Genomic DNA, 26297 nt, shown 5'->3' with positions numbered 1-26297 from the left:
GGAGACAGCGCTCACAGGTCGCCACGCGGCATATCACAAGGCTCTCACACGGCCCGCGCACAGTTCCGCACAGAACCGAGCACCCCGAACCCCGATCCAGCTTACTGACGGGTCGTCAGATCGGCGCTACCGTGGGCGCCATGGACACCCAGACCAGCACCCCCGCCGCCCCCGGGACACCCCTGCCGCCGATCATCTCCGTCGACGACCACACCGTGGAGCCCGCCGACGTCTGGCAGCACCGGCTGCCCAAGAAGTACCTGGACACCGGCCCGCGCGTGGTGCGCGCCCCGCTGAAGGAAATGACCTTCCTCGGCGGCCGGTTCAAGCCCGTCATGGGCGAGCCGGGCGACGACGGGCCCATCGGCGACTGGTGGGTGTACGAGGATCTGCACCGCCCGCTCACCCGCCTGGACACCGCGGTCGGCTACAGCAGGGACGAGATCAAGCTCGAAGTCATCACTTACGAGCAGATGCGGCCCGGTTCGTACGACGTCCCGTCCAGGCTCGCCGACATGGACGTCAACCACGTCCAGTCCGCGCTGTGTTTCCCCACCTTCCCGCGCTTCTGCGGCCAGACGTTCACCGAGGCCGCCGACCGCGAGCTGGGGTTGCTGTGCGTGCGCGCCTACAACGACTGGATGGTGGAGGAGTGGTGCGGCCCGCAGGCGGCCGGCCGGCTGATCCCGCTGCCCCTGATCCCTTTGTGGGACGCCGAGTTGGCCGCCGCCGAGGTGCGCCGCAACGCGGCCCGCGGGGTCCGTGCCGTCGCGTTCTCCGAGATACCCCCGCACCTGGGCCTGCCCTCGATCCACACCGACGAGTGGGACCCTTTCCTGGCGGCCTGCGCCGAGACCCGCACGGTCATCGCGATGCACATCGGCTCCAGCAGCCGGATGCCCTCCACCTCCGCGGACGCCCCGCCCGCCGTCGGCTCCACCATCACCTTCGCCAACTGCTGCTATTCCATGGTGGATTGGCTGATGAGCGGCAAGTTCGAACGCTTCCCCGACCTCAAGGTCATGTACGCCGAGGGGCAGATCGGCTGGATCCCCTACATCCTGGAGCGCGCCGACGTCGTCTGGGAGGAGAACCGCGCCTGGGGCGGCGTCGCCGACAAGGTCCACCGCCCGCCGTCCGAACTCTTCACCGAGCACGTCTACGGCTGCTTCTTCGACGACGCGTTCGGGCTGCGCAATCTGGACTCCATCGGCGTCGGCAATGTGCTGTACGAGACCGACTACCCGCACTCCGACTCCACCTGGCCCAAGTCCCGCGAGGTCGGCGAGGCGCAGATGGGGCATCTGCCGCCGGACGTGGTCGAGCGGATCGTCCGGGGCAACGCGATCGACCTGCTGGGCCTGACACCGGACGGCCTGTGGGGCGGACCCGCATGAGCCGCCTCGCCTACGGCATCCAGCTGCCCGTCCAGTCGCAGAGCACCATCTACGCCGAACCCTGGGAGGCCGACGCGGGCCCCGCCGACCTCGTCGCGATCGCCCGCGCCGCCGACGGGTCCGGCTTCGACTACATCGCGGGCTGCGACCACGTCGGCGTCCCGCGCCGCCTCGCCGCCGCGATGAGCACCATCTGGTACGACCCCGTCGCCACCCTCTCCTTCCTGGCCGGCGTGACCGAGCGGGTCCGGCTGCTCAGCCATGTGGCGGTCGTCGGGCTGCGCCACCCGCTGATCACCGCCAAGCAGTACGCCACCCTCGACCACCTCAGCGGCGGCCGGCTGCTCCTCGGGGTCGGCGCCGGGCACGTACGGGAGGAGTTCGAGGCGCTGGGCGTCGACTTCGACCGCCGCGGGCCCGTCCTCGACGAGGCGATCGACGCCCTGCGCGCGGCCCTGGGCCCGGACGAATTCCCCGAGCACCACGGCAAGTCGTACGACTTCGAAGGGCTGGGGCAGCGGCCCAGGCCCGCGCAGGAGCACGTCCCGCTCTGGGTCGGCGGCTCCTCGCCCGCCGCCGTACGCCGGGCCGCCCTCAAGGCGGACGGCTGGCTGCCGCAGGGCGACCCGCGCGACCGGCTGCCCGCGCAGATCGCCCGGATCCGGCGCCTGCGCGAAGAGGCCGCCCTCCAGGGCAAGTTCATGTTCGGAGCCATCACCGAGCCGCTGTACGTGGGCGACCCGGGCTGGGAGGTCGGGCGGCGCACGCTCAGCGGATCGCCCGAGGCCCTCGCCGAATCCCTGCGTGCCTACGGCGCGATGGGCGTGGACCAGATCCAGGTGCGGTTCCGCTGCCGCGACCGCGCCGAACTCACCGACCAGATCACGGCGTTCGGGACGGAGGTGGGACCGCTTCTGGACCAGGATTCCTGAACCGGGCCGCCCCGAGCTCTCCTTGAAGATTTGAACATGTCCACGCCGACCCGCGTAGGTAAGGACGTACGGACGTGATGGCCCCGGCGGAAGGACCCCCGAGTGCGATCCTCCCAGCGACTGTCCGTCGCCCTCGCCCGCGCCGGGGGCGACTGGCCGCACCAGGACTGGCCCGAGCCCGAAGACCCGCACGTGGCCCGGCTGGTGCGGGTCCGGCCGCCGTATCCGCGGCCCTACCCGGGGGTGGACGTCACCGTCCTCAGCTGCGCCGATCCCGGCGCGGCCCTGCCGGAGCTGCTCAAGGCGCTGGACGGGCGGAGCGTCCCGGTGATCGTCGTCAGCCCGCACCGGGACACCGACGTGGTGGTGGAGGCCTTCCGCAGCGGCGCCGGCTATCTGGTCGAGGGCGACCACTGCACCCACATGCTGTCCTCGGCGGTGCTGGCGGCCACCGTCGGCCACACCTATCTCTCCCCGGCGGCCTGCGCCGCGGTGCGCGAGGCGGCCGGCCGGCAGTCGGCCGCCGGTGACGCCCCGGAGCGGCTGCGGTCCCTGCTCTCACCGCGCGAGACCCAGATCATCGAACTGCTGTCGACCGGCCTCGGCGCCCAGGAGATCGGACTGCGGCTGAGACTGAGCGAGAAGACCGTCCGCAACAACCTCAGCAACATCTACGCCAAGCTCGGCGCCCGGGGCGGCACGGAGGCGGTGCTGCGCTGGCTGGGGGCCACCGGCACCACTCCCGTGCTTCACAGCTGAGAATCCGTCAATTCCCGTTCAGGGCGCGGAAATCTCCGACAGCGGAATCTCCACATCGGTCACCGCGTCCCCGCCCTCACCGAATCCGGGCTCCGAACGGACGGCCAGCACCCGGTCTCCGCCCGCGTTCAGCACGGAATTCGCCTCGGGCGTACCGCACTGCACATTCCGCAGCCAGAGGCGGCCGTCGGGCGTCCCGTTCTTCAGGAGCTGCGGATAGAAGACGTGCACGGTCGCCGCGCCCTCGCTCGGCGCGAAGAACACCGTCTGTCCGTCCTGCGGCTCTTTGTAGGTCGCCTTGAGGAATCCGCTCACATCGGTCCGCTTGTGCGACCACATGAAGTAGGCGACATGGTCCGCCTGTACGGTGTCGGTCCGCTCGAAGGCCAGCGTGGTCTTCGTGTCGTCCCGGGTGATGTTGACGTCCTTGGTCTGGAACTTCGCGCCGATCTCGAAGATGGACCCGGCCAGCTTGATGGAGCTGTCGGTGATGAAGCCCTCCTCCAGCTGGACGGTGCGGGTCACCGAGGCGCTCACGCTGAACGTCTTCGAAGCCGTGGACGCCACACCGCAGTTGTCGGAGACCGCGGAGACCCGCTCGTTGGGCCCGAGGCTGTTCTGCTTGAACTGGACGTCGACGAACTCGCAGTCGCTCAGCTTGTCCGAGTCCGCACGGCAGTCGGCCGACACCTCCGAGGGCGTGGCCGCGCCGGCCTGGCTCATCAGCGAGACCCCGGCGGCCACGGCGGCCAGGGGGGCGAGGACGAGGGTGACGCGCTTCTTGCGACCGCGGTGACTTCTGGAGCGTGACATGGGGTTCTCCAAGGTAGGGGGGTTCAGCAGTCGGTGAAGACGGGCTTGGCGATCCCGTCCACCACACCGGGCGCGCCGGCCGCGCCGGGCAGCATGACGGGGCCCTCGACGACGTCCTCCAGGACGAAGTTCTGCTCGGGGCTGGGGTTCACCGCGAAGCTGCCGGGGTCCGCGTCGATACGCACCCGCCATTCGCCCGTCATCCGCTGCATCTTGGGCGTGAACTCGATGGCGACGACCTTGCCGACGGGCACCTCGAAGGTGTCCTTGCTGCCGGCCTTGGCGGTGTTCGTCGTCATGTCGAGGGTGCTCTTGTGCACCGACCACGCCCCGCTCAGGACACCGAACAGCCCGCCCGACCCGCCCTGCACGACGGCGATCTGGCGGCCCTTGCCCTGGGCCACCTCGGACTCCCAGGCGATCGACACCTTGGCCGGCGCGGTGGCGTCGGGCTCGCAGTTGGGGAAGTCGATGGAGGCCTTCTCGGTGGGCCCGTTGAACGTCTCGAACTTCGTCTCGACGAAATCGCAGTTGTCGGCCATGAAGCCGTCCGCGAATCCGCCCCCGAAATCGCTCACCGACTGCTGCTTGCCGTTGAGGACCGCTGACCGGTTGCACATCGTCATGATCTGCGCGGGAGTCTTCTCCTCGGCCGCGTTCGCCGACGGCAGCAGTGCGACCACGGCCCCGCCGGTCGCCAGGGCGGCGCCGATCGCCACGAACCTGACTTTCCTGTTCCGCAGTCTCCTTCTGGCCACGAAGAACTCCGTTCCTTGGGCTGGGCTTTACTCGGTCGTGAAGGATTATTGGTGTCGGTCATGGCCCGTGCCCAGGGTCAAATATCCCTACTTCCGGGTCACTTGATGTGTGCTTGTGCAATGCTCCCCGGCTATCTGACGCCTCGTCAGATTCGGCGCTACGATGCCCGTCGATACCGGGATGCATCGATGCCGTGGGGGTTTCCATGGGCAAGCTGGACGGACGTGTCGTCATCGTCACCGGGGCGGCGCGCGGGCAGGGGGAGCAGGAGGCACGGCTGTTCGCGGCCGAGGGCGCGAAGGTCGTCGTGGCGGATGTGCTGGACGGGCAGGGGGAGGCGCTGGCCGCCGAGCTGGGCGCGTCCTATGTGCATCTCGACGTCGGCGAGGAGGCGGACTGGATCGCCGCCGTGCGGGCGGCGAAGGAGACGTACGGGCGGATCGACGGGCTGGTGAACAACGCCGGGATCCTGCGGTTCAACTCCCTCGTGGACACGCCCCTCGACGAGTTCATGCAGGTCGTGCGGGTCAATCAGGTCGGGTGCTTCCTCGGGATCAAGACCGTGGCGGCGGCCATGGAGGACGGCGGCACGATCGTCAACACGGCCTCGTACACGGCCGTCACGGGCATGGCGGCGGTCGGCACGTACACCGCCACCAAGCACGCGATTCTCGGGCTCACCCGGGTGGCCGCGCTGGAGCTGGCCGGCCGGCGGATACGGGTCAACGCCGTCTGCCCCGGGGCCGTCGACACCGCGATGTCCAATCCGGCGCGGCTCGATCCGGACGCGGACCCGGAGGAGATGACCCGGGCGCTGGACGAGCTGTACCGCAAGCTGGTGCCGCTGGGGCGGATCGGGCGGGCCGACGAGGTGGCCCGGCTGGCGCTCTTCCTCAGCTGCGAGGACTCGTCGTACATCACCGGGCAGCCGTTCGTGATCGACGGGGGCTGGCTCGCGGGAGTCAGTGTCATCTGACGGGGCGTCATCTATTGACGAATCTGACGCTACGTCAGAAAGTCGTAGCACTCATAGGCACCATCTGGACTTGGGACGGTGAACCTCCTTGGAATTCGGGCTCTTTGTACAGGGATACGTGGGCAAGCGTGCCGAAACCGACCCGCTGGCCGAGCACAAGGCGCTGATGGAGGAGACCGAGTACGTCATCCAGGCGGACAAGTCCGGGTTCAAGTACGCCTGGGCGTCCGAGCACCACTTCCTGGAGGAGTACTCGCACCTCTCGGCGAACGACGTCTACCTCGGCTACCTCGCCCACGCCACGGAACGCATCCACCTGGGATCGGGGATCTTCAACCCCCTCGCCCAGGTCAACCACCCGGTGAAGGTCGCCGAGAAGGTCGCCATGCTCGACCATCTCTCCGGCAACCGCTTCGAGTTCGGGAGCGGAAGGGGGGCCGGCTCGCACGAGATCCTCGGGTTCATACCGGGCGTCACCGACATGAACTACACCAAGGAGATCTGGGAGGAGACCATCGCCGAGTTCCCCAAGATGTGGCTCCAGGACGAGTACGTCGGCTTCCAGGGCAAGCACTGGCAGCTGCCGCCGCGGAAGGTCCTGCCCAAGCCGTACGGCAAGGCGCACCCCGCGATGTGGTACGCCGCCGGGTCCCCGCCGTCGTACGCCATGGCCGCCCACAAGGGGCTCGGGGTCCTCGGGTTCAGCATCCAGAAGGTCTCCGACATGGAGTGGGTGCTGGAGCAGTACAAGACGGCGATCGTGAACGCCGAACCGGTGGGGGCGTTCGTCAACGACAACGTGATGGTGACGACGACCGCGATCTGCGCGCCCACGCACGACGAGGCGATCCGTATCGCCACGAGCGGGGGGCTGCACTATCTGCCCTCGCTGGTGTTCCGCTACCACGACACGTTCCCCCGGCCCGAGGGGTTCCCGGTGTGGCCGGAGACGCTGCCGGAGTACACGCCGGAGTTCGTCGAACTCCTCGTGGAGGAAGAGCTGTTGATCTGCGGGGATCCGGACGAGGTGCTCACGCAGTGCAAGCGGTGGGAGCAGGCCGGGGCGGATCAGCTGAGTTTCGGGCTGCCGGTGGGGGTGCCCAAGGAGGAGACGTTGCAGACGATCCGGTTGATCGGGGAGCACGTGATTCCGAAGATCGACACGGACCCTGTTCACCGGACCACGCGGTTCCGCCAAGGGGCCTGAGTGCGCGTCGGCGGGTGCGGGTGGGCTGTGGCTGGGCGCGCCCACGCGGCGGAGCCGCATGTCGGCACAGCCCCGCGCCCCTGGGTGGGTATCCCCGGCCGGAGTTTGAGGAGCTGAGCCTCGTGCTTGATCACGTCATCCAAGGTGTCACCGTCGTCGATGGGACGGGGGCGGCCGCGTTTGTTGCTGATGTCGGTATCCGGGACGGGCGGATCGCCCGGATCGGGACCATCGAGGAGGAGTCCCGGACCCGTGAGGACGCGGCCGGGCTCGTCCTCGCGCCCGGGTTCGTCGACCCCCACACCCACTACGACGCCCAGCTCTTCTGGGATCCCTACGCCACGCCCTCCCTCAATCACGGAGTGACGACCGTCGCCGCCGGGAACTGCGGGTTCACGCTCGCGCCGCTCAAGGCCGAGGACGCCGACTACACGCGCCGCATGATGTCCAAGGTCGAGGGGATGTCGCTGGTCGCGCTGGAGGAGGGGGCGCCCTGGAGCTGGCGCGGGTTCGGGGAGTATCTGGACGCGCTCGAAGGACGGATCGCCGTCAACGCCGGGTTCATGGTGGGGCATTGCGCCCTGCGCCGGTACGTGATGGGGCCCGACGCGGTCGGCGGGCAGCCCAGTGAGGAGCAACTCGCCCGGATCGTGGGGCTGTTGCACGAGGCCATGGACGCGGGTGCCTGGGGTTTCTCCACCACCCAGTCCGCCACCCACTCGGACGGCGACGGGCAGCCGGTCGCCTCCCGGCACGCCCGGCCGGAGGAACTGCTCGCGCTGTCCCGGGCCGTGGGGGAGCACGAGGGGACGCAGATCGAGGCGATCGTCGCCGGGTGCCTGGATCAGTTCAGTGACGCGGAGATCGATCTGTTCGTCGAGATGAGCGCGGCGGCCGGGCGGCCGTTGAACTGGAACGTGCTGACCGTGGACGCCGCCGTGCCCGAGCGCGTGCCCCGGCAGTTGTCCGCCAGCGAGCGGGCGCGCAAGGCCGGCGGCCGGGTCGTCGCGCTGACCATGCCGATCCTCACTCCGATGAACATGTCCCTGGGCACCTTCTGCGCGCTGAACCTGATACCCGGCTGGGGGCCCATCCTGGGCCTGCCCGTGCCCGAGCGGATCGCCAAACTGCGCGAGCCCGAGGTGCGGGCCGAGATGCTGGCGCGGGCGGACAGCAAGGAGGCCGGGGTCTTCCGGCGGCTCGCGAACTTCGGGCGGTACGTCATCGGCGACACCTACAGCGCCGCCAACGAGGGGCTGACCGGGCGGGTGGTCAAGGACATCGCCGCGGAGCGGGGGCAGGAGCCCTTCGAGTGCCTGGTCGAGATCTGCGCCGCCGACGAACTGCGGACCGTGCTGTGGCCGATGCCCTCCGACAACGACCCGGCCTCCTGGGCGCTGCGCGCCGAGACCTGGCAGCACGAGGACGTGCTGCTCGGCGGGTCCGACGCGGGGGCGCATCTGGACCGGATGTGCGGTGCGCCGTACACGACGAGGTTCATCGGGGACTGTCTGCGCGGCCGGAAGCTGGTCGGGCTGGAGCGGGCCGTGCAGATGCTGACCGACGATCCGGCGCGGCTGTTCGGGCTGCGGGAGCGCGGGCAGCTGCGGGAGGGCTGGCATGCGGACCTGGTGCTCTTCGACCCGGAGCGGATCGACGCCGGCAAGGCCACCCTGGTGCACGACCTGCCGGGTGACAGTCCGCGCCTGGACTCCAAGGCGATCGGGGTGAGGGCCGTGTGGGTCAACGGGGTCGAGGCGATCCGGGACGACGTGGTCAGCGGTTCCGTGCCGGGGCGGGTGCTGCGGTCGGGGCGGGACACCAGGACGGTGAGCACCAGGTGAGTGCCCGAAGTGACGGAAGTGCCCGAAGTGCTCAAATTGCCGACGGGCAGCGGCTGTTCGTCGGCGGGGAGTGGGTCGAGCCGGACGGTGGGCACTACGCCGTCGTCGATCCTGCGACCGAGGAGACCGTGGGCTGGGCACCCGAGGCCTCCCGGGAGCAGGTGTTCGCCGCCGCCGCCGCGGCCCGGGAGGCATTCGGGCCGTGGTCGCGCACCCCGCCCGAGGAACGCGCGGCGATCCTCGGGCGGGCGGCGGACCTCGTGCGGGGCGCGCTGGTGCCGTACGCCGAACTCGCCCAGGCGGAGACCGGCGCCACGACCGGTACCGCGCGGGGCATGCAGGTGGGTGTGGCCGCCGCCCGGTTCCGCCGCTACGCGACCGTGGAACCGGCCGAGTGGGCCATCGCGCCGCAGGTCAACGAGGCCGGGCCGTTCGGGCGGGCCGCCGTCATGGGGGCGCTCGCGGTACGGCAGCCGGTGGGTGTCGTCACCTGCGTGACGTCGTACAACAACCCGTGGGCCAACCCCGCCGGGAAGATCGCCCCCGCCCTCGCCATGGGCAACACGGTCGTCGTGAAACCGGCCCCGCAGGACCCGCTGTCCGTCTACCGCATGGCGGAGGCGCTGGAGGCGGCCGGGGTGCCGCGCGGGGTCGTGAACGTCGTCAACGGGCAGTCGGTGCAGGTCGGTGAGGCGGCCGTGGAGTCGCCGGACGTCGACATGGTCAGCTTCACCGGGTCCACGGCGGTCGGACAGCGGATCGCCGAGGTGTGCGGGCGCGGTATGAAACGGCAGTTGATGGAGCTGGGCGGGAAGGGCGCGGCGGTCGTCTTCGACGACGCCGACCTCGGCTCCGCCGTCGCCGGGATCGGTACGACCTTCTCCTTCTACAGCGGGCAGATCTGCACGGCACCGACACGGGTGCTGGCCCAACGGGGCGTGTACGACAGGGTGGTCGAGCAACTCGCCGCCTACGCGGGCCGGTTGAAGGTCGGGGACCCGCGCTCGCCGGAGACGGTGGTCGGGCCGGTGATCTCGGCGGAGCACCGGGAGCGTGTCGAGTCGTACGTCGAACTCGGCCGCAAGGAGGGCGCGGTGGTGGTCGCGGGCGGTGAACGGCCCGCCGACGGACCGGGGTTCCTGGTCGCCCCCACCGTCCTGGCCGACTGCGGGCCCGGGATGAGGGTCGTCCGCGAGGAGATCTTCGGCCCGGTCGTCGTGGTCGTCCCCTTCGACGACGAGGAGGAGGGCATCGCCCTCGCCAACGACAGCGACTACGGCCTCATCGACTACGTGTGGTCGGGGGATGTGGCGCGCGCGTTCCGGGTGGCCCGGCGGCTGCGGGCCGGCGGGGTGGGCGTCAACACGGTGGGCCGCAACATGGAGGCGCCGTTCGGCGGCTTCAAGAAGAGCGGGGTCGGCCGGGACGTGGGGTCGTATGCCTTGCACGCCTACAGCGAGGTGCAGGCGATCGTCTGGCCGGGCTGAGTCCGCCCCGCGGGCTCAGTCGCGCAGATCCACCCGCACCGTCAGCAGGCTCGACCCCATCGCCTTCACCGCCGCGCTGTTGAAGCGGGGCAGCTCGCGCAGGCGGGCGCGGGGGTCGTCGTCGGGGAGGAGATGGGCCGTGCCGCTGTGCCAGCGGCCCATGATCCGCACCCGCACCTTCGGGTCCGCCTTGATGTTGCGGACGTAGTGCGAGAGTTCGCCGAACTCCGACACCAGCCAGAACGTGTCGCCGACCCGGCGCCCGCCGAGCGGGGTGCGGCGCGGCAGGCCGGAGACCCGGCCGGTGGTCTCCAGGACGGTCTGGGTGGGGAGCCGGCGGGTGACCGCGTTCAGCACGCGCTGGACGCGGCTGATCGTGCGGTACTTGGACTCGGGGGTGCTCGGCATCGCTTTCCGGATCTCCTTCTGGCCGGCCGTCTCCGCGGGGACTTCCATCATGCCGTCCCCGGTGTCCGCGCCCGCCCCGCCCCCTCACCGTCCGGCTCCGCCCCTCACCGTCCGGCCGTGCCCAGGAAGATCGGATTGGTGAACGCGGCCAGCGCCCCGGGAAGCGGTCCCGCCGTCGCCGCGTGCCTCAACTCGGCCCGTACGTACGCCGCGTTGGCCGGGGTCGTCCGCCATTCCACGGTGCCCGAACCCTCGGCCGGCAGCGGATCGCCGGTGCGCAGCACGCCTTGGTCGGTGACCAGGCGGACGGTGCAGCCGGGGGCGCCGGTCACCTCCAGCCGGAGCGAGACGGGCGCGTCCCGGGCGACCGCCAACCGCCCCCCGATACCGGCGTGTTCGCCCTTCGGCCCGGTCGCCGTGAACGCCAGCGAGACGTCCTTCGACTCGGCGACGTAGGAACGCCCCGCCCGAAGGCCCTCCTGGATCGCCTCGCGCGTCAGGTCCTCGGCCAGGACGACGGTCTGGGGCAGGCCGACCACGTCGGGGTCGCGGTGCGCGTCGCTGTTGCCCATCGCGGGGAGCCACTGCCGGTTCTCGCGGACCGATGCCACGAGCGTCGCGTCCCAGGAGGCGAGGGCCACCTCGTCGTCGGGCGTGTAAGGGCCGTTCCACACCTCGACCGCGTCCGCCTCGCCGAAGCCGAACTTCCAGGCGCAGCCGATGCAGGTGGCGTGCGGATGCGCGGGTACGACCAGGCCGCCGGAGCGGCGGATCTCGCGGGCGAACCGGCCGAAGCGGTTGTCGCGGGCCCGGTAGCGCCAGTCGACGAAGGTGCCGGGCTCGGTGCCGAGGGCGACCACGTGACCGTTGCGGGTGGTGACCTCCTCGCCGAGCAGGACGAGCAGGTCCTCGCCCGCCTCCGCGGCCCAATGCGGGTGCGCGGAGTGGGTGTTGTGGTCCGAGGAGTTGATGAAGTCCAGGCCCGCCGCCCGCGCCAGGGCCGCGATCTCGGCGGGGGTGCGGCGCCCGTCCGAGTACCAGGAGTGCAGATGGCAGTCGCCCCGGTACCAGGCCCGGCCCCGCCCCTTCGCCCGCTCCGGCGGGTACACCGGCCGCGGGGCGGCGCCCGGTTCGCCGTAGGTGAGCGTGATCGTGAGCTCGTACGACAGGCCCTGCGGGGCCACCGTGTAGGGGCCCAGCGCGATGTACCAGGTGCCGGGGCGCACCGGGCCGGGGAGGTAGCCGGGTGTCGCATCGTCCGCGCGGACGAAGAACTCCGTGCGCGCCCCGCCCGACCAGCCCCGGAAGCCCTGCCCGCCGAGCCCGGTGCCGTGCTGGTCGAAGACGCCGATGTCGAGGGCGTTGCCCTGGGTGCCGGCCGGGACGGCCGGCCGGTCGTAGGTGTACGCCACCTTCAGCTCGCGGACGCCCGCCGGGACCTCGACTGGGACGTACACGTAGTCGGGCGAGCCGGTGGGGAGGGTGCCCCGGACCGTCCGCGTCTCCTGGGCACCGCTCGCGGGATTCACCGCACCGTCGGCGAAGGTCACACCTCCCAACGTAAGCGCGGCGGTGGCGCCCGTCACGAACAGCGCACGCCGGCCGAGGCCGTTTCCGTGATCGTCGTCGCACATGCTGCTGCTCCCGGGGTGTCGTGAGTGACGGGGACGGTGCAGAGGTGATGTGTACGACTCTGCGGGCCCGCTGTGAACTCCCGGGCAAGGGAGGGGAATCGGCGGGTGTCGGAAAACCGGAGCCGGTACGGGGGCGGGCGGAGCGGTCCCGTCGCCGGTGACACCAGTGACACCGTGTAACGATCTGCCCGGCCGGAACGAATCGGGCGTCCCTCTTTGGCCTGATCAGGCCGATCGTATGCTCGGAGGATGACGACTCCCGCGAGCTCCGGAACCGGTCCCACCGAGAACTCCATGCGTCGCGCCCTCAAACGAGCCCGTGACGGCGTCGCCCTCGACGTGGCGGAAGCGGCGGTGCTGCTCCAGGCCCGCGGCGAGGCCCTGGACGACCTCACCGCGTCCGCCGCCCGGGTGCGCGACGCGGGCCTGGAGGCGGCCGGCCGCCCCGGCGTGATCACGTACTCGAAGAGCGTTTTCATCCCCCTCACCCGCCTGTGCCGCGACAAGTGCCACTACTGCACCTTCGTCACCGTCCCCGGCAAGCTGCGCCGCGCCGGCCACGGCATGTTCATGTCCCCGGACGAGGTCCTCGACATCGCCCGCAAGGGCGCGGCCCTCGGCTGCAAGGAAGCCCTCATCACCCTCGGCGACAAGCCCGAGGAGCGCTGGCCCGAGGCGCGCGAGTGGCTCGACGCGCACGGCTACGACGACACGATCGCCTACGTCCGCGCCATCTCCGTCCGCATCCTGGAGGAGACGGGCCTGCTGCCCCACCTCAACCCGGGCGTGATGTCCTGGACGGACTTCCAGCGCCTGAAGCCGGTGGCGCCCAGCATGGGCATGATGCTGGAGACCACGGCGGCCCGGCTCTGGTCCGAACCCGGCGCCCCGCACTACGGCTCTCCGGACAAGGAACCCGCCGTACGGCTGCGGGTGTTGGAGGACGCGGGCCGCTCGTCCGTCCCCTTCACCTCAGGCATTCTGATCGGCATCGGCGAGACGTACGAGGAGCGCGCGGAGTCCCTGTTCGCGCTGCGGAAGATCTCCCGGTCCTACCACGGCATCCAGGAACTGATCATCCAGAACTTCCGCGCCAAGCCGGACACGGCGATGCGCGGCATGCCGGACGCCGAACTCGACGAACTCGTGGCGACCGTCGCGGTCGCCCGCCACATCATGGGCCCCGCCGCCTGCCTCCAGGCGCCGCCCAACCTCGTCGACTCCGAGTACGAGCGGCTGATCGGCGCGGGCATCGACGACTGGGGCGGGGTGTCCCCGCTCACCATCGACCACGTGAACCCCGAACGCCCCTGGCCGCAGATCGAGTCGCTGCGCGAGCGGTCCGCGCAGGCGGGCTTCGAACTCCGCGAACGGCTCTGTGTCTACCCGGAGTTCGTGGGCCGCGGCGAACCCTGGCTGGACCCGCGCCTGTTGCCGCACGTCCGGGCACTGGCCGACCCGGAGACGGGCCTCGCCCTGCCCGACGCGGTCGTGGAGGGTCACGCCTGGCAGGAGCCCGAGGAGGCGTTCGTGTCGTCCGGCCGCACGGACCTGCACACCACGATCGACACACAGGGCCGTACCTCCGACCGCCGTGACGACTTCGACGAGGTCTACGGCGACTGGGCCGCGCTGCGCGAGGCGGCGGCGCCCGGCATGGTGCCCGAGCGCATCGACACGGACGTACGGCAGGCGCTGGCGACGGCGGCCGACGATCCCACCCGGCTCACCGACGCGGAGGCGCTGGCCCTGCTGCACGCGGACGGCCCGGCGCTGGACGCGCTGACCCGGATCGCGGACGACGTGCGCAGGTCGGCGGTCGGCGACGACGTCACCTACATCGTCACCCGCAACATCAACTTCACCAACGTCTGCTACACCGGCTGCCGTTTCTGCGCCTTCGCGCAGCGCCGTACGGACGCGGACGCGTACACGCTCTCCCTGGACCAGGTGGCCGACCGTGCCCAACAGGCCTGGGAGGTGGGGGCGGTGGAGGTCTGCATGCAGGGCGGCATCCATCCCGACCTGCCCGGCACGGCGTACTTCGACATCGCGAAGGCGGTCAAGGAACGCGTCCCCGGCATGCACGTCCACGCCTTCTCCCCCATGGAGGTCGTCAACGGCGCGACGAGGACCGGCCTTTCGATCCGCGAGTGGCTGACGGCCGCCAAGGAGGCGGGACTCGATTCCATCCCCGGCACGGCGGCGGAGATCCTCGACGACGAGGTCCGCTGGGTCCTGACGAAGGGCAAGCTGCCGACCGCGACCTGGATCGAAGTCATCACCACGGCACACGAGTTGGGCATCCGCTCGTCCTCGACGATGATGTACGGCCATGTCGACCAGCCCAGGCACTGGCTCGGCCATCTGCGCACCCTGGCCGGGATCCAGCAACGCACCGGCGGATTCACGGAGTTCGTGACGCTCCCGTTCATCCACACCAACGCGCCGGTGTACCTGGCGGGCATCGCGCGCCCCGGCCCGACGACGCGGGACAACCGCGCGGTGGTGGCGATGGCGAGACTGCTCCTGCACCCGTACATCCCCAACATCCAGACGAGCTGGGTGAAGCTCGGCTCCGAGGGCGCGGCGGAGATGCTGCGCTCCGGCGCGAACGACCTCGGCGGCACGCTGATGGAGGAGACGATCTCCAGGATGGCGGGCTCCTCCTACGGCTCCTACAAGTCGGTGCGCGACCTGGTCGCCGTGGCGGAACTCGCCGGCCGGCCGGCCCGGCCGCGCACCACGCTGTACGGCGAGGTGCCCGAGGAGCGGCAGCGGGCCGCGGCGGTGTCGGACGGGCATCTGCCGGAGCTGCTGCCGGTGCTGGACTGAGGGTCAGGGTGGTCGGACGGGGGCCGGTACGATGATCCGACCCCTGTTCGATCGGGATGCGGGGGCTGTGAGTAGCTGAGGAGATGCGTGCCCGTGCCTGCCTCAAGGGTCTGGGTGACCGGTCTGACGGTGGGAGCGATCGCCGCGGTCACGGTCCTGGCCGTGCAGGCCGACAAGGGGCCGCACCCGAAGGCGTCCGCCGCCCGCCCCAGCGCCTCGGCGTCCGCGCACGCCTCCACATCCCCCAAGCCGCACGTCACGACCGCCGCCGCGGTACCCGCCGCGTCCGGCACCGGGCGGCGCATCGTCTACTCCGTGGGCCAGAAGCGCGTCTGGCTGGTCGACGCGAACGACAAGGCCGGCCGGACGTTCCCGGTCTGGCCCGGCACGGTCAGCCCCGACCCCGGCACCTACACGGTCTCGGTCCGCAAGGAGGCCACGACCGGCTCCGACGGCGTACAGATCGAGAACATCGTCTACTTCGCCACCAAGTCCGGCCTCAACATCGCCTTCTCCAACGCCGTCGACGGCTCGTCCCCGCCGCCCGCCGCCGGCAAGGAGACGGGCGGCGTCCGGATGGCCAAGGCGGACGGGGCCGCGCTGTGGGCGTTCGGCACGACCAGCACCAAGGTGAACGTCGTCAAGTAGCCGCGGGCCCGCTCCGGCCCGAGCCCCCTCAACCCACCGTCCCCGTTCGATTACAGTGCTGAGCTGACTCGTACGTACGGACGGAGCCCGGGGAGGTCTTGGTGAGTGTCGCAGCCGCGGCCGGGGCCGTCTGGGGGCGGGGCGAGCAGCAGGACTTCCGCAGCCGGGTGCGCGGGACGTTGCTCGGGGCCGCCGTGGGGGACTCGCTCGGCTCGCCCGTCGACCTGCTGGCGATGGACGAGATCCGGGAGGCCTACGGCGCCCAGGGCGTCGTGGATCTCGTGTTCGGGTACGGGCGGCGCGGCGCGGTCACACATCTCACGCAGCTCACGCTCTTCACCGTCGACGGGCTGATCCGCGCGCAGGTGCGGCGGGACACCGGCGCCTGGCATCCGCCCACCGATCTGCACCGGGCGTATCTGCGCTGGGCCGCCACCCAGCACGACTGGGGGCCGGACGAGCGCCGCAAGGAGGACGGGTGGCTGGCGCGCGAGGAGTGGCTCTACGCGCGGCGGGATCCGACCCGGGCCTGTCTGCTGGGGTTCGGGGACGAGCGGATGGGGACCCTCGACGCTCCGAAGGGCCCCGGTGAGGTGGGGGGAGAGGCGGCTGCCCGCTCCGCGCCGTTCGGGCTGCTCGTGGGCTGGGACCCGCAGCTGGTGATGCAGCTGGCGGTGGAGTGCGCGGTGCAGACCCATGGGCATCCGGTCGGCTATCTGGCGGCCGGCGCGTATGCCGTGGTGGTGCACGGGCTCGCGCGGGGGGAGAGTCTCGACGCGGCTGTGCAGCGGGCTCTCGCGCTGCTCGCCGCCCGGCCCGGCCACCAGCCGGTGTCCGACGCGTTGCAGCGCGCCCTCGGTGCGGTACGGCAGGGAATGCCGACCTCGGGGCGGCTGGAGGAGCTGGTGGGGGAGGGCGGCGCGGAGGGCGTGCTCTCGGCGGCCGTCTACTGCGCGCTCGTCGGCGAGGACGTCCGGCACGGTCTGTGTCTCGCGGTGAATCACGGCGGGCCCTCCGGGGTCGCGGGCGCGCTCACCGGTGGGCTGCTCGGTGCGCTGTACGGCGAGACGGCCCTCCCGCCGGCCTGGCTGGCCGAACTGGAGGGCCGTCCCACACTGCTGGTGCTGGCGGACGACTTCGCGGTGGAGATGACCCAGGGCCCCGCGCTGCACGGTCCCGCCGGTGCCTCTCCGGGCTGGATCGCCCGGTATCCGAGGGGGATGTAGAGGGGGACGCAGCGGGGGACGCAGCCGACGGGTCCTACGGCTGGCTGCTGCCCACCACGTCGTCGCCCGCTCCCGCCTGGGCCGGTACCGCGACCGCCGCCGCCTCGCCGTCGTCGTCCCCGCCGCCGTTGATCTTCTCGATCAGCGCGTCGCGTTCGGGGGTGTCCTCGGGCTTCACGTAGCCGATCAGGATGTAGAGGACCAGCGAGACCGCGAGCGGGACGGACACCTGGTACTGGAGCGGGACACCGCCGTCCACCTCCCAGTTGATGGGGTAGTTGACCAGCCAGAAGGCCAGCAGGCCGGCCGCCCAGCTGGTCAGGGCCGCGGTGGGACCGGACCTGCGGAAGGGGCGCAGCAGACCCAGCATCATCGGGATCGCGATCGGGCCCATGAGACCCGCGACCCATTTGATGACCACGGTGATGATGTCCTTGAACGTGGGCGAGTTGATCTGGGTCGCCACCGACATCGACAGGCCGAGGAAGACGACCGTCGTCACGCGGGCCGCGATGAGCCCCGAACGGTCGTTCCACGCACGGGCCTTGGCCGATACGACGGGTGCCACGTCCCGTGTGAAGACGGCCGCGATGGCGTTCGCGTCGGAGGAGCACATCGCCATCGTGTGGGAGAAGAAGCCGACCACCACCAGGCCCAACAGGCCGTGCGGCAGCAGCTGTTCGGTCATCAGGCCGTAGGAGTCGGAGCCGTCCGGCTTCTGCGCGTGGACGAGCAGCGGGGACATCCACATGGGGAAGAACAGGATCGTCGGCCAGATCAGCCACAGTGCCGCCGACAGCCGCGCCGACCGCTCGGCCGCCCGCGGGCTGCTGGTGGCCATGTAGCGCTGCGCCTGGTTGAGCATGCCGCCGTTGTACTCGAAGAGCTTGATGAAGAGGAACGCCAGGAGGAAGACGGTGCCGTAGGGGCCCACCAGCGGTTTGCCGTGGCCCTGGAGCGCCGGTTCGTCCCAGGCTCCGAAGAAGCCGATGCCCTTGTCGTTCAGCTTCAGTACGACGGCGACGAACATGGAGATGCCCGCCAGCAACTGGATGACGAACTGGCCGAGTTCGGTCAGCGCGTCCGCCCACAGGCCGCCGATCGTGCAGTAGACCGCGGTGATCCCGCCGGTGATGAGGATGCCCTGGTTCAGGGAGACACCGGTGAAGACGGACAACAGGGTGGCGATGGCGGCCCACTTGGCGGCCACGTCCACGATCTTCAGCAGCATGCCCGACCAGGCCAGCGCCTGTTGGGTCTTGAGGTTGTAGCGGTTCTTCAAGTACTCCAGCGGGGACGCCACATGGAGCCGTGAGCGCAGCCGGTTGATGCGCGGCGCGAACAGCTTGGAGCCGATGGCGATGCCCAGCGCGATCGGGAACGACCAGGTGATGAAGGAGGTGACGCCGTAGGTGTAGGCGATGCCCGCGTAACCGGTGAACATCACCGCGCTGTAGCCCGACATGTGGTGCGAGATGCCGGACAGCCACCAGGGCATCTTGCCGCCCGCGGTGAAGAAGTCGCTCACATTGTCGACGCGCCGGTGCGACCACACGCCGATCGCCACCATGACGCCGAAATAGCCGATGAGCACGGCCCAGTCGAGCCCGTTCATGTGCGCCCTCCCACGGTTGAGCCGGTTCAGCCCGGGGCTCATCGTGGGCGTTTGCGCGTGAGCACGACAAGTAAGCGAACGGTCAAGGGGGCGTAAAATCGTTCGTGTTGATGTTCTCCGTTCACCTACATGAACTCACCGCATCAGCTCACCGGCGTTGACCAGCAACGACTGTCCCGTGATCGCCCGCGCCCGGTCCGACGCCAGGAACACCGCCGCGTCCGCCACATCCCCGTCCGTCGCCAGCTCCGGCAGCGCCATCCGGTCCGACAGCCGTTTGAGCACCTCCGCCTCCGGCAGCTGCTCGGTGTGCGCGGTGAACTGCACGTACGCCTCCACCGGCGGCCCCCACATCCACCCCGGCAGCACCGTGTTCACCCGGATCCGGTACGGGCCCAACTCCCTTGCCAGCGAGTACATCGCGCTCGTCAGCGCCCCCTTCGACGCCGCGTACGCCGCCTGCCGCACCTGCGAGGGCGCGGCCACCGAGGACTGCGTCCCGATGATGACGACCGAGCCGCCGCCCGCCTCCTTCAGCGCCGGCAGACACGCCCGCGTCATCCGCAGCGTCCCCAGCAGGTTCACGTCGAGCACCGACTGCCAGGTGGCGAAGTCCGCGTCCTCGATCCCGCCGAAGTAGCTGTCCCACGCGGCCACATGGACCACCGCGTCGATCCGCCCGAACCGCTCGCGCGCCAGCTCCGCGAGCGCCTCGCACTGCCCCTCGTCCGTGATGTCGGTTCCCCGGTGGGCGGTGTGCGACCCGTCCGGATCGATCTCGGCGGCCGACTTGGCCAGATTCGCCTCCGTGCGCGCGCCGAGCACGGCGTTCCCCCCGTCCCTTACGACGGCGGCGGCGACCTGGTGGCCGAGTCCGGCCCCGACCCCCGAGACGACGACGGTCTTGCCCGCGAGCAGCGACATCCGATCCCTCCCGGGGTCTGGCGGTTTATCTGACGGGGCGTCAGAGTATGGGCGACCGGCGGAGGACGGAAGGGGAGCGACGTGAGCGAGGACACCCGGAGCGACGTGTACGCCGAGCTGGCCGCCGTAGGACCCTACGGAGTGCGGCCGGGGCACGCGCTGATCACCATGGTCGAACCGCGCCCCGGCCACGAGTACGCCTACAACCGCTGGTACGAGGACGACCACTACTACGCCGGCGCGATGGCCATGCCCTGGATGTACGCCGGCCGCCGCTGGGTCGCCACCCGCGACCTCCAACTCCTGCGCACCCCCGAGAAGTCGGCGATCGCCCAGCCCGTCACCGCCGGCTGCTACCTCTCCACCTACTGGGTCACCGAAGGCCGCTACGACGAGCACATGAAGTGGACCGTCGGCATCAACAAACGGCTCAATCGCGACGGCCGCGTCTATCAGGACCGTACACACGTCTTCACCGCGTTCCAGGACCACGAGGCCACCGTGTACCGCGACGGCGCGGCCGGGCCGAGGGACTTCCACGCCCTCGACCACCCGTACGCCGGGCTGGTGTTGGAGGTCGTCGACAGCGAATCGGCCGAGCAGCGCGCCGAGTTGCTGGAGTGGCTGCGCGCCCGCCACCTCCCCGGGCGGCTCGCGGGCTCCCCGGCCGCCATGGTGACCGTGTTCCGCCCGACCCCGCTGCCGGGCGACCGCATGACCTACGTCAAGCAGGTCGAGGGGGTGGACACCCGGCTGACGCTGCTGTGGTTCCTGGAGGCGGACCCGCGCGACTGCTGGGCGGAGTACTTCGCCGACCTGGAGTCGCCGGTGGCCGAATCGGGCCTCGGCACGGTCGAGTTGGTGGCGCCCTTCATCCCCACCGTGCCGGGGACGGACAAGTACGTGGACCTGCTGCGCTGACTACTTCAGCTCGTCGGGGCAGGGCGTACCGCGCGGCAGCTGGTAGGGCGCCGCCAGCCGGTACGTCCCCGCCTTCGGCGCCAGCAGCATCGTCCACTTGTCGCCCTTGGAGTCCTCCTCGGTCTCCGTCAGACAGCCGTTGAGGTTGTCGTACGTCTTCGGGGTGCCCTCGGCACGGTGCTTGGACGCCTCCGTCTCCTGCGGCGCCTTCAGGCTCTTGCCCTTCGCGTCGACCACGCTCAGCCAGGGCGAGTACGGGATGCGGATGAGGATCCGGCCCTTCTTCTTCACCTCGATGGTCAGCTCGCCCTGCTCGGCCCGGTCGACGACCGCGTTCGGCTCGGCGAGCGGGGTCGGGTCGGTGACCTGGAACAGCTGCCAGTTCGCGTCGCCCCACACCTGCTTCAGATACGGCATCCCGCGCTGCACCAGGTCCCGTTCGCGCTCGCCGCCGTCACCGTCCAGCTTGTCCTTCGGCAGGACGACGTAGTGGACGGCCCAACGCTGGAGCCACTCGTGGTAGTTCGCCGAGTTGAGGGTGTCGTCGTAGAAGAGGGGGTTGCGCTCCATGTCGGCCTGGCGGTTCCAGCCCCGGGCCAGGTTGACATAGGGCGCGAGCGCGGAGGCCTCGATGTGGGAGGCGGCCGGCACGACCTCGACCCGGCCGCGCTCGGCGCCGACCTCCTGGAGTTCGTTGACCAGCGGGGCCAGCTCGTGCGACCAGGACGCGGCGGGCGCGGTGTTGACGACGTCGTCGACCGACTTGAAGCCGATCCAGCCGGTGAAGCCGACGAAGGCCAGCACGATCGCGTACCACTTGCGCGAGCGCGGCACCGCGAACGGCAGCGCGGAGATCAGGGCCACCCCGGCGAACAGCATCGCCAGCCGGCTGATGTTCGAGCCGATCTGCGAACTGACCAGCCAGACCAGGATGACGCCGATGCTGTACACCGCCGCCGTGATCCGGACGGTCGTCCACTCGCGCGGCACCAGGAAGTGGACGAGGACCCCGGACGCCAGCGGCAGGACCATCGAGCCGAACAGCATCGGCTGCGTACCGGAGAACGGGAACAGCCAGGCGGAGACGGCCACCACGGCCGCCGGGGCGAGACCGAGAGCCCAGGCGCCCGGACGGCGCTTCTGAAGGAACAGGGCCACGGCGACCAGCCCGACGAAGAGCCCGGCCACCGGTGACGACATCGTCGCGAGCGCGGCGAGCGGGGCCGCGCACAGCGCCTTCGCCCACCGTTTGTAGCGCCAGCGGTACGGCCAGCAGAAGACGACGGCCACCGCGCCGAGCCCGAACACCATGCCCAGGCCGTACGTCACCCGGCCCGACGCCGCGTTGCACAGCAGCGCGAAGACACCGGCGAGCGAGGCCCACAGCGGGTTCTTCACCGAGCGGCTGCGGATCAGGATCAGGGTGAGCAGACCCGCCGAGACCGTCCCGGCGATCATCATCGTCGTACGGACCCCGAGGACCGACATCAGATACGGCGAGACCACGCTGTACGACACCGGGTGCATACCGCCGTACCAGGCGAGGTTGTACGCCGAGTCCGGGTGCCGGCCGACGAACTCCGCCCAGGCGTCCTGCGCCGCGAGGTCGCCGCCACTGTTCGCGAACGTGAAGAACCAGACGATGTGCAGGACCCCGGAGAGCAGCGTGAAACCGATCACCGGGTGCCGCAGGAAGGGGGCGCGCAGCCGGTCGACCAGACCCGCCCACCGGGTGCTACCGGTACCGGACGACCCGTCGTGGTCCGCGTGGCGCACGGGCAGGTGTATTCGCGGGCCGGCTCCCGGGCCCGGATCGGCATCGTCGGCGCGTGTCGGCTCCGCTGTGGCCACCTGAAGGCACTCCCCGTGTCCCGTCTTCTGTTCCCGGCCGCGTCCCGTCCCGTTCCCGGCCTGTTCGACGCCGCGCCCACCGGACCGGCGACGTGCCCCGATTCGCGACGCTAGCACGCACCCCGCCGGTCGGCTCCCGTGCGGGTCACCGGCCGGCGGGGTGCGGTGGCGTACAGCGCCTCGTGGGTCAGCCGAGACGGGTCAGCTTCGCGGTCAGGGCCGGTTCCGCGAGATCCTTCTCCAGGGCGACCGGCACCTTGACCGCGCCGCCCGAACCGTCGCCCACGGTGAGCGTGCCCACCTTGGTGCCGGCCTTCGCGGTGTGCGGTACGGCGTCGGAGGCGAAGGACAGCTTCACCTTGAGGCCTGCCCAGCCGACCGCCGCGACGTCCTTGGTGACGACGACCGGCGTGTGCCCGCCGAGCTGATCGTCGACGTACCCGACGACATCACCCTTCTTCAGGATCTTCGCCGACTTCATCGCGTCCTGGGCCGCGAGCATCGCCGTCTTGCTGACCGCGTTGACGGTGTCGATGATCGGCGCGGTGTGCTGGCCGAGGATCGCGCCCACGATGACCGCCGTCTGGCCGCCGACCTCCTTGGTGGCGGCGAACAGCAGGTTGCCGCCGGCCGCGGTGGTGGTGCCGGTCTTGATGCCCAGCGAGTTGTTGTACGGCACCAGACGGTTGTAGTTGGTCCACTTGTGACCCGACGGGTCGATCCAGCTCGGCAGCCTGGTGATGTCCATCAGCGCCTGGATCTTGACCAGTTGGTTGCCCAGCTTGACCTGGTCCTCGGCGGTGGAGACCGTGCTCTCCTTCAGGCCCGAGGCGTCCGTGTACGTCGTGTTCGTCATCCCCAGCGCCTTGGCGGTGTCGTTCATCTTCTTGATGAACGCCGCCTCGGAGCCCGCGTCCCAACGGGCCAGCAGGCGCGCGATGTTGTTCGCCGACGGGATCATGATCGCCGACAGCGCCTGCTTCTCGGTGAGGACGTCGCCCGCCTTGACGGTGTTGAGCGTGGACTCGCCGTCCTTGTCGTAACCGCCCTCCTTCTCGGCGGTCGCGTCCACGGTGATCTTCTCGCCCTCCGCGCCCGGCTTCAACGGGTGGTCCTTGAGGACGATGTACGCCGTCATCGCCTTGGCGACCGAGCCGATGGCGACCGGCGTCTGCTTGCCGAAGTTCCCCATCGTGCCGATGCCGTTGACGTCCATCCAGCCCTGGCCCTCGCTCGGCCACGGCAGGTCGGTCTTGCTGCCGTCGAAGGTGTACGAGTCGTCGGCGGTGAGGGTGAGAGACGGCGTCGGCAGCGGCCTCAGGGACTGCGCTACTGCAAACACTATCGCCAGCAGAACGACCAGCGGGGTCCAGATCTTGACTCTGCGGATCGCGGTGCGGACCGGGGTCTGCGGGGGCGGCGGGGTGTTGGTCAGCTCGGCGAGGAGGTCCAGCGGCGGCTTCGGCGGAAGCGGCTGCTGGGTGGTGCGCTCGGGCCCGACCTGGGCGACGGGACGGGTGGCGTCGGCGCGAGGCGCGTCCGGGCGGGGCGCGGCGGGCGTGCGGGGCTCGTCGAGCGGCTTGAGCGCGACGAACCTGCTGGTCCGCTCGGCCGGCGCCTCGGGCTTGGACTCGGCCTCCGGGATGGAGGGGGCCTTGAGCATGGTCGTCGGTTGATCGACCTCGGGCTTGGGCGGCCGTAGGGCCTTGAACACGGTGGTGGGGTGGTCGGTGGGCTGATCGACGGCCTCGGCTCCGCCGTCGGCCGCCTCGGTCTTCCCACCCGCACCACCCGTGCGGGACGCGTCGTCGGGTGCGGGTGCAGCCTGTGGGGCATCGGCTGCGTCGGCGGCTTGCGGTTCGGGGGTGGCTGCGCCGGGGGTGGTGTCCTCCGGCTCGTCCGACGCGTCCTCGGGTGTGGTGGGTGCCGCGTCCTCCGGTTCCGCTGCGGGGGAGTCGGGTGCGGCGTCCTGGGGTTCCTCGTCGGCCTGTGAGGCCTCGGCCGCGTCGCGTACCGCGTCCTCGGGGGTGTCGTCCGGGGTGTCGTCGCCCGAGGCTGTGCCGGTGGCCTCCGGGCGTGCGTCCGCGGGCTCGTCGGCCTCCGAGGTGTCGTCGGCCTCCACGGTCCCGGGAACCGCGTCCTGCGGGCCGTCCTCGGTCGCGGTCTCGGCGTCGTCCTCGGCGCGGTCCTTCGCGGGGCGGGTCGCCACGAGCACGGTCTCCGCGCTCTCGGCGGCCTTCACCGCGTCCTCGGCATCGGCACCGGCATCGGCACCGGCAGGTTCCTCGGCGTCCGAAGCGCCCGAACCATCTGAATCATCCGACTCGTCCGACTCGTCGGAAACATCCGACTCATCCGGTCCCGCCACCCAAGCCGCCACGGCCGCCCGCAGCCGGGCATCGCCCGCCGGACCGCCCTTGGCGGAAGGGTTCTGCGCATCGGAGTCCCCGGTGGCTTCGGCGTCCTCGCCGACAGCACTCACGTCGTCGACCTCGGCGCGCTCGTCGGTGCCGTCGGCCCCGTCGGACTTACGCGAACCGTCGTCGCCCGAACCCGAGCCACTCCCGGAAGCCCCGGAAGCCCCAGGCGCCCCGCCTCCCGTCCCGGCAGCCGCCGGCTCCGGCTCCGGCTCCGGCCGAGGTTCCCGGATCGAGAAGATCTTCGTCGCCGTGTCCACACCCCCGCGCTGGGATGACGTCGACGTGGCCTCCCGGGCCACCGCCATGCGCGGGTCGCGTTCGGACCTCGCCTCGGGAACCGGACTCGCGCTCCCCGGCGTCGGTTCTGCCGACGACTCGCGCTGCTTCGACCTGTCGGGGGACTCGCCCGCCACCGATGCCTCCTCCATGAGCCGCACGCCCACCGTGCGTCAACCGAACCGACCGAGACAGCCGTGACAGCCACAAAAACAGCTGAAAACGGCCGGTAAATCTCCTGCCCGCAGCCGGACAACGCATCCAACACCGTTGTCCGAACGATGTACCAGTGTCCTGTGTGCGGGCTTAACCGCTGCGGTAGACGAGAACGACATACCTACCGGTTCCACTACGAAGCGGTCACGCACCCTCGACAGACCAATGTGAGAGGGGTCACCCTGTCATTCATCCACGCGGGGAGGCATGGATGGGCAGGAGCCGCAGAACACTTCCGGAGGAGCTTCTGCTGCTGGCATTGGACCCGACCACGGGTACCACTGCGCAGCCGCAGTCGCTCGACCTCGGTCTGGCCGGAGCACAGCTAGTGGAGCTGGCGCTGGCCGGACGGATAGCCCCAGACGGGGATCGTATCGCCGTGGTCGTGCCACGGCCGACTGGAGATCCAACTTTGGACTGCGCGTTGGAGTTGCTGCGAAGGCGTGGCGCTCCCGTGCGTGCAGTGAACTGGATTGGCGGGCCCCGACTGGGACTTCGCCAGACCTACCTCTCGCATCTGGAGCGGTGCGGCATGGTGCATGCCGTGGCGGGTCAGATGTGCGGGGTGTTGCCCACGACTCGCTATCAGGCGACGGACAACGAGATCAGCCGTGAGATCAGGGCGCGACTCGATTCCGCGATCCGCACCGGCGTACCGCCGGATCCGCGGACGGCCGCGCTCGCCGCACTGGCGCACGCGGTGGGTCTGGGCAAGCACCTGTATCCGGGTAATGAGGGACGCTCGTCCCGCTCCCGGCTGCGGGACCTGATCAGGCACGACCCCATGGGCGGACTCGTGGCGCACGCCGTGATGGACGTCCAGAACGGTGTGGCCGCCCAGCCGCGCCGCAGCCCGGCCCCGGCCGGCCGCCAGGCCGCGCCCGGATCAAGGCCACCGGAACCGGCTCGTGGTGTTCCGATGCAGCCGCACCGCGGCACCATGGCGCGCGCCGTGGCTCACTGAGCCGCAGTCCCACGGCACACGCCCGCATCGATCACGGCAGGACAGCAGTACACGCACCACGCGCAACACCTGAATCACCCGCAGTATCGCCGCACCGCCAGTCCCCAAGACCCGGTTCGGGAGCCGCTGGTCCGAGCGGGGTGGAGTAGACGTAACGTCACTCCACCCCGCTCGGCCGCATCTAC

20 protein-coding genes are annotated in these 26297 nt (G+C 70.6%); 12 read left to right on the top strand and 8 right to left on the bottom strand.

The window, feature by feature from the left end; translation table 11 throughout:
- Positions 1–140 precede the first annotated feature (140 nt).
- From ACIQPR_RS04760 to ACIQPR_RS04750, 3 genes are all read left to right on the top strand, one after another.
- A complete protein-coding gene (locus tag ACIQPR_RS04760; RefSeq protein WP_403641880.1) occupies positions 141–1397 on the top strand; it encodes an amidohydrolase family protein in 1257 nt (418 codons plus the stop codon).
- The gene (locus ACIQPR_RS04755) at positions 1394–2329 is read left to right on the top strand and encodes an LLM class F420-dependent oxidoreductase (RefSeq protein WP_403641877.1); all 936 of its coding nucleotides are present in this window, start codon (positions 1394–1396) and stop codon (positions 2327–2329) included. Before ACIQPR_RS04760 ends, ACIQPR_RS04755 begins: the two co-directional genes overlap by 4 nt.
- Before the next feature lie 102 nt (positions 2330–2431).
- On the top strand, positions 2432–3088 hold the full coding sequence (locus ACIQPR_RS04750) for a LuxR C-terminal-related transcriptional regulator (RefSeq protein WP_403641874.1): 657 nt from the start codon (positions 2432–2434) through the stop codon (positions 3086–3088).
- Between the two features lie 18 nt (positions 3089–3106).
- Here the strand turns inward: ACIQPR_RS04750 and ACIQPR_RS04745 are convergent, their stop codons facing one another.
- Positions 3107–3901 carry a hypothetical protein gene (locus tag ACIQPR_RS04745; protein WP_403641871.1) on the bottom strand — a complete coding sequence of 265 codons (795 nt, stop codon included), beginning with the start codon at positions 3899–3901 and terminating at the stop codon, positions 3107–3109.
- Positions 3902–3924: 23 nt separating this feature from the next.
- The gene (locus ACIQPR_RS04740; protein ID WP_403641868.1) at positions 3925–4620 is read right to left on the bottom strand and encodes a hypothetical protein; all 696 of its coding nucleotides are present in this window, start codon (positions 4618–4620) and stop codon (positions 3925–3927) included.
- A gap of 245 nt (positions 4621–4865) precedes the next feature.
- On the opposite strand from ACIQPR_RS04740, the gene ACIQPR_RS04735 reads away from it, so the two are divergent.
- The 4 genes from ACIQPR_RS04735 to ACIQPR_RS04720 all read left to right on the top strand — a co-directional run bounded on the left by ACIQPR_RS04735 (position 4866) and on the right by ACIQPR_RS04720 (position 10174).
- Positions 4866–5636 carry an SDR family NAD(P)-dependent oxidoreductase gene (locus ACIQPR_RS04735; RefSeq protein WP_403641866.1) on the top strand — a complete coding sequence of 257 codons (771 nt, stop codon included), beginning with the start codon at positions 4866–4868 and terminating at the stop codon, positions 5634–5636.
- 88 nt (positions 5637–5724) lie between these two features.
- A complete protein-coding gene (locus ACIQPR_RS04730) occupies positions 5725–6843 on the top strand; it encodes an LLM class flavin-dependent oxidoreductase (protein ID WP_403641863.1) in 1119 nt (372 codons plus the stop codon).
- A gap of 122 nt (positions 6844–6965) precedes the next feature.
- Positions 6966–8687 (top strand): amidohydrolase family protein, encoded by a 1722-nt coding sequence (locus tag ACIQPR_RS04725; protein ID WP_403641860.1) that lies wholly within the window; start codon positions 6966–6968, stop codon positions 8685–8687.
- Positions 8684–10174 (top strand): aldehyde dehydrogenase family protein, encoded by a 1491-nt coding sequence (locus ACIQPR_RS04720; RefSeq protein WP_403641857.1) that lies wholly within the window; start codon positions 8684–8686, stop codon positions 10172–10174. The genes ACIQPR_RS04725 and ACIQPR_RS04720 overlap by 4 nt, the downstream gene beginning before the upstream one ends.
- Before the next feature lie 15 nt (positions 10175–10189).
- Here ACIQPR_RS04720 and ACIQPR_RS04715 read toward each other — a convergent pair whose 3' ends face one another.
- Positions 10190–10582, bottom strand: coding sequence for a nitroreductase/quinone reductase family protein (locus ACIQPR_RS04715; RefSeq protein ID WP_403642924.1), 393 nt, complete (start codon positions 10580–10582; stop codon positions 10190–10192).
- A gap of 104 nt (positions 10583–10686) precedes the next feature.
- On the bottom strand, positions 10687–12216 hold the full coding sequence (locus ACIQPR_RS04710; protein ID WP_403641854.1) for a CehA/McbA family metallohydrolase: 1530 nt from the start codon (positions 12214–12216) through the stop codon (positions 10687–10689).
- 249 nt (positions 12217–12465) lie between these two features.
- Here ACIQPR_RS04710 and ACIQPR_RS04705 point away from each other — a divergent pair, with 249 nt between their 5' ends.
- From ACIQPR_RS04705 to ACIQPR_RS04695, 3 genes are all read left to right on the top strand, one after another.
- Positions 12466–15051 carry a bifunctional FO biosynthesis protein CofGH gene (locus ACIQPR_RS04705; RefSeq protein WP_403641851.1) on the top strand — a complete coding sequence of 862 codons (2586 nt, stop codon included), beginning with the start codon at positions 12466–12468 and terminating at the stop codon, positions 15049–15051.
- A gap of 93 nt (positions 15052–15144) precedes the next feature.
- Entirely contained in the window at positions 15145–15699 is a 555-nt protein-coding gene (locus ACIQPR_RS04700; protein WP_403641848.1) for a hypothetical protein, read from the top strand.
- A gap of 101 nt (positions 15700–15800) precedes the next feature.
- Entirely contained in the window at positions 15801–16925 is a 1125-nt protein-coding gene (locus ACIQPR_RS04695) for an ADP-ribosylglycohydrolase family protein (protein ID WP_403641846.1), read from the top strand.
- Positions 16926–16959: 34 nt separating this feature from the next.
- Here the strand turns inward: ACIQPR_RS04695 and ACIQPR_RS04690 are convergent, their stop codons facing one another.
- Positions 16960–18540: a sodium:solute symporter family protein gene (locus tag ACIQPR_RS04690; protein ID WP_403641843.1), complete on the bottom strand. Its 1581-nt coding sequence runs from the start codon at positions 18538–18540 to the stop codon at positions 16960–16962.
- Between the two features lie 135 nt (positions 18541–18675).
- Positions 18676–19464, bottom strand: a complete 789-nt coding sequence (locus ACIQPR_RS04685; RefSeq protein ID WP_403641840.1) for an SDR family oxidoreductase — start codon at positions 19462–19464, stop codon at positions 18676–18678.
- Between the two features lie 81 nt (positions 19465–19545).
- Here ACIQPR_RS04685 and ACIQPR_RS04680 point away from each other — a divergent pair, with 81 nt between their 5' ends.
- Complete coding sequence (locus ACIQPR_RS04680) at positions 19546–20385, top strand: hypothetical protein (RefSeq protein ID WP_403641837.1); 840 nt, start codon at positions 19546–19548, stop codon at positions 20383–20385.
- On the opposite strand, the gene ACIQPR_RS04675 is transcribed toward ACIQPR_RS04680, so the two are convergent.
- Positions 20386–22236: an MFS transporter gene (locus ACIQPR_RS04675; RefSeq protein ID WP_403641834.1), complete on the bottom strand. Its 1851-nt coding sequence runs from the start codon at positions 22234–22236 to the stop codon at positions 20386–20388.
- A gap of 187 nt (positions 22237–22423) precedes the next feature.
- The gene (locus ACIQPR_RS04670) at positions 22424–24961 is read right to left on the bottom strand and encodes a D-alanyl-D-alanine carboxypeptidase (protein ID WP_403642921.1); all 2538 of its coding nucleotides are present in this window, start codon (positions 24959–24961) and stop codon (positions 22424–22426) included.
- 398 nt (positions 24962–25359) lie between these two features.
- Here ACIQPR_RS04670 and ACIQPR_RS04665 point away from each other — a divergent pair, with 398 nt between their 5' ends.
- Positions 25360–26112 (top strand): GPP34 family phosphoprotein, encoded by a 753-nt coding sequence (locus ACIQPR_RS04665; protein ID WP_403641831.1) that lies wholly within the window; start codon positions 25360–25362, stop codon positions 26110–26112.
- Positions 26113–26297 lie beyond the last annotated feature (185 nt).

Origin of the sequence: Streptomyces sp. NPDC091280 (genome assembly GCF_044768565.1) — a bacterium.
GTDB lineage: Bacteria > Actinomycetota > Actinomycetes > Streptomycetales > Streptomycetaceae > Streptomyces.
The sequence above is the reverse complement of the archived record's forward strand: the minus strand, read 5'-3'. Positions and strand labels throughout refer to the sequence as shown.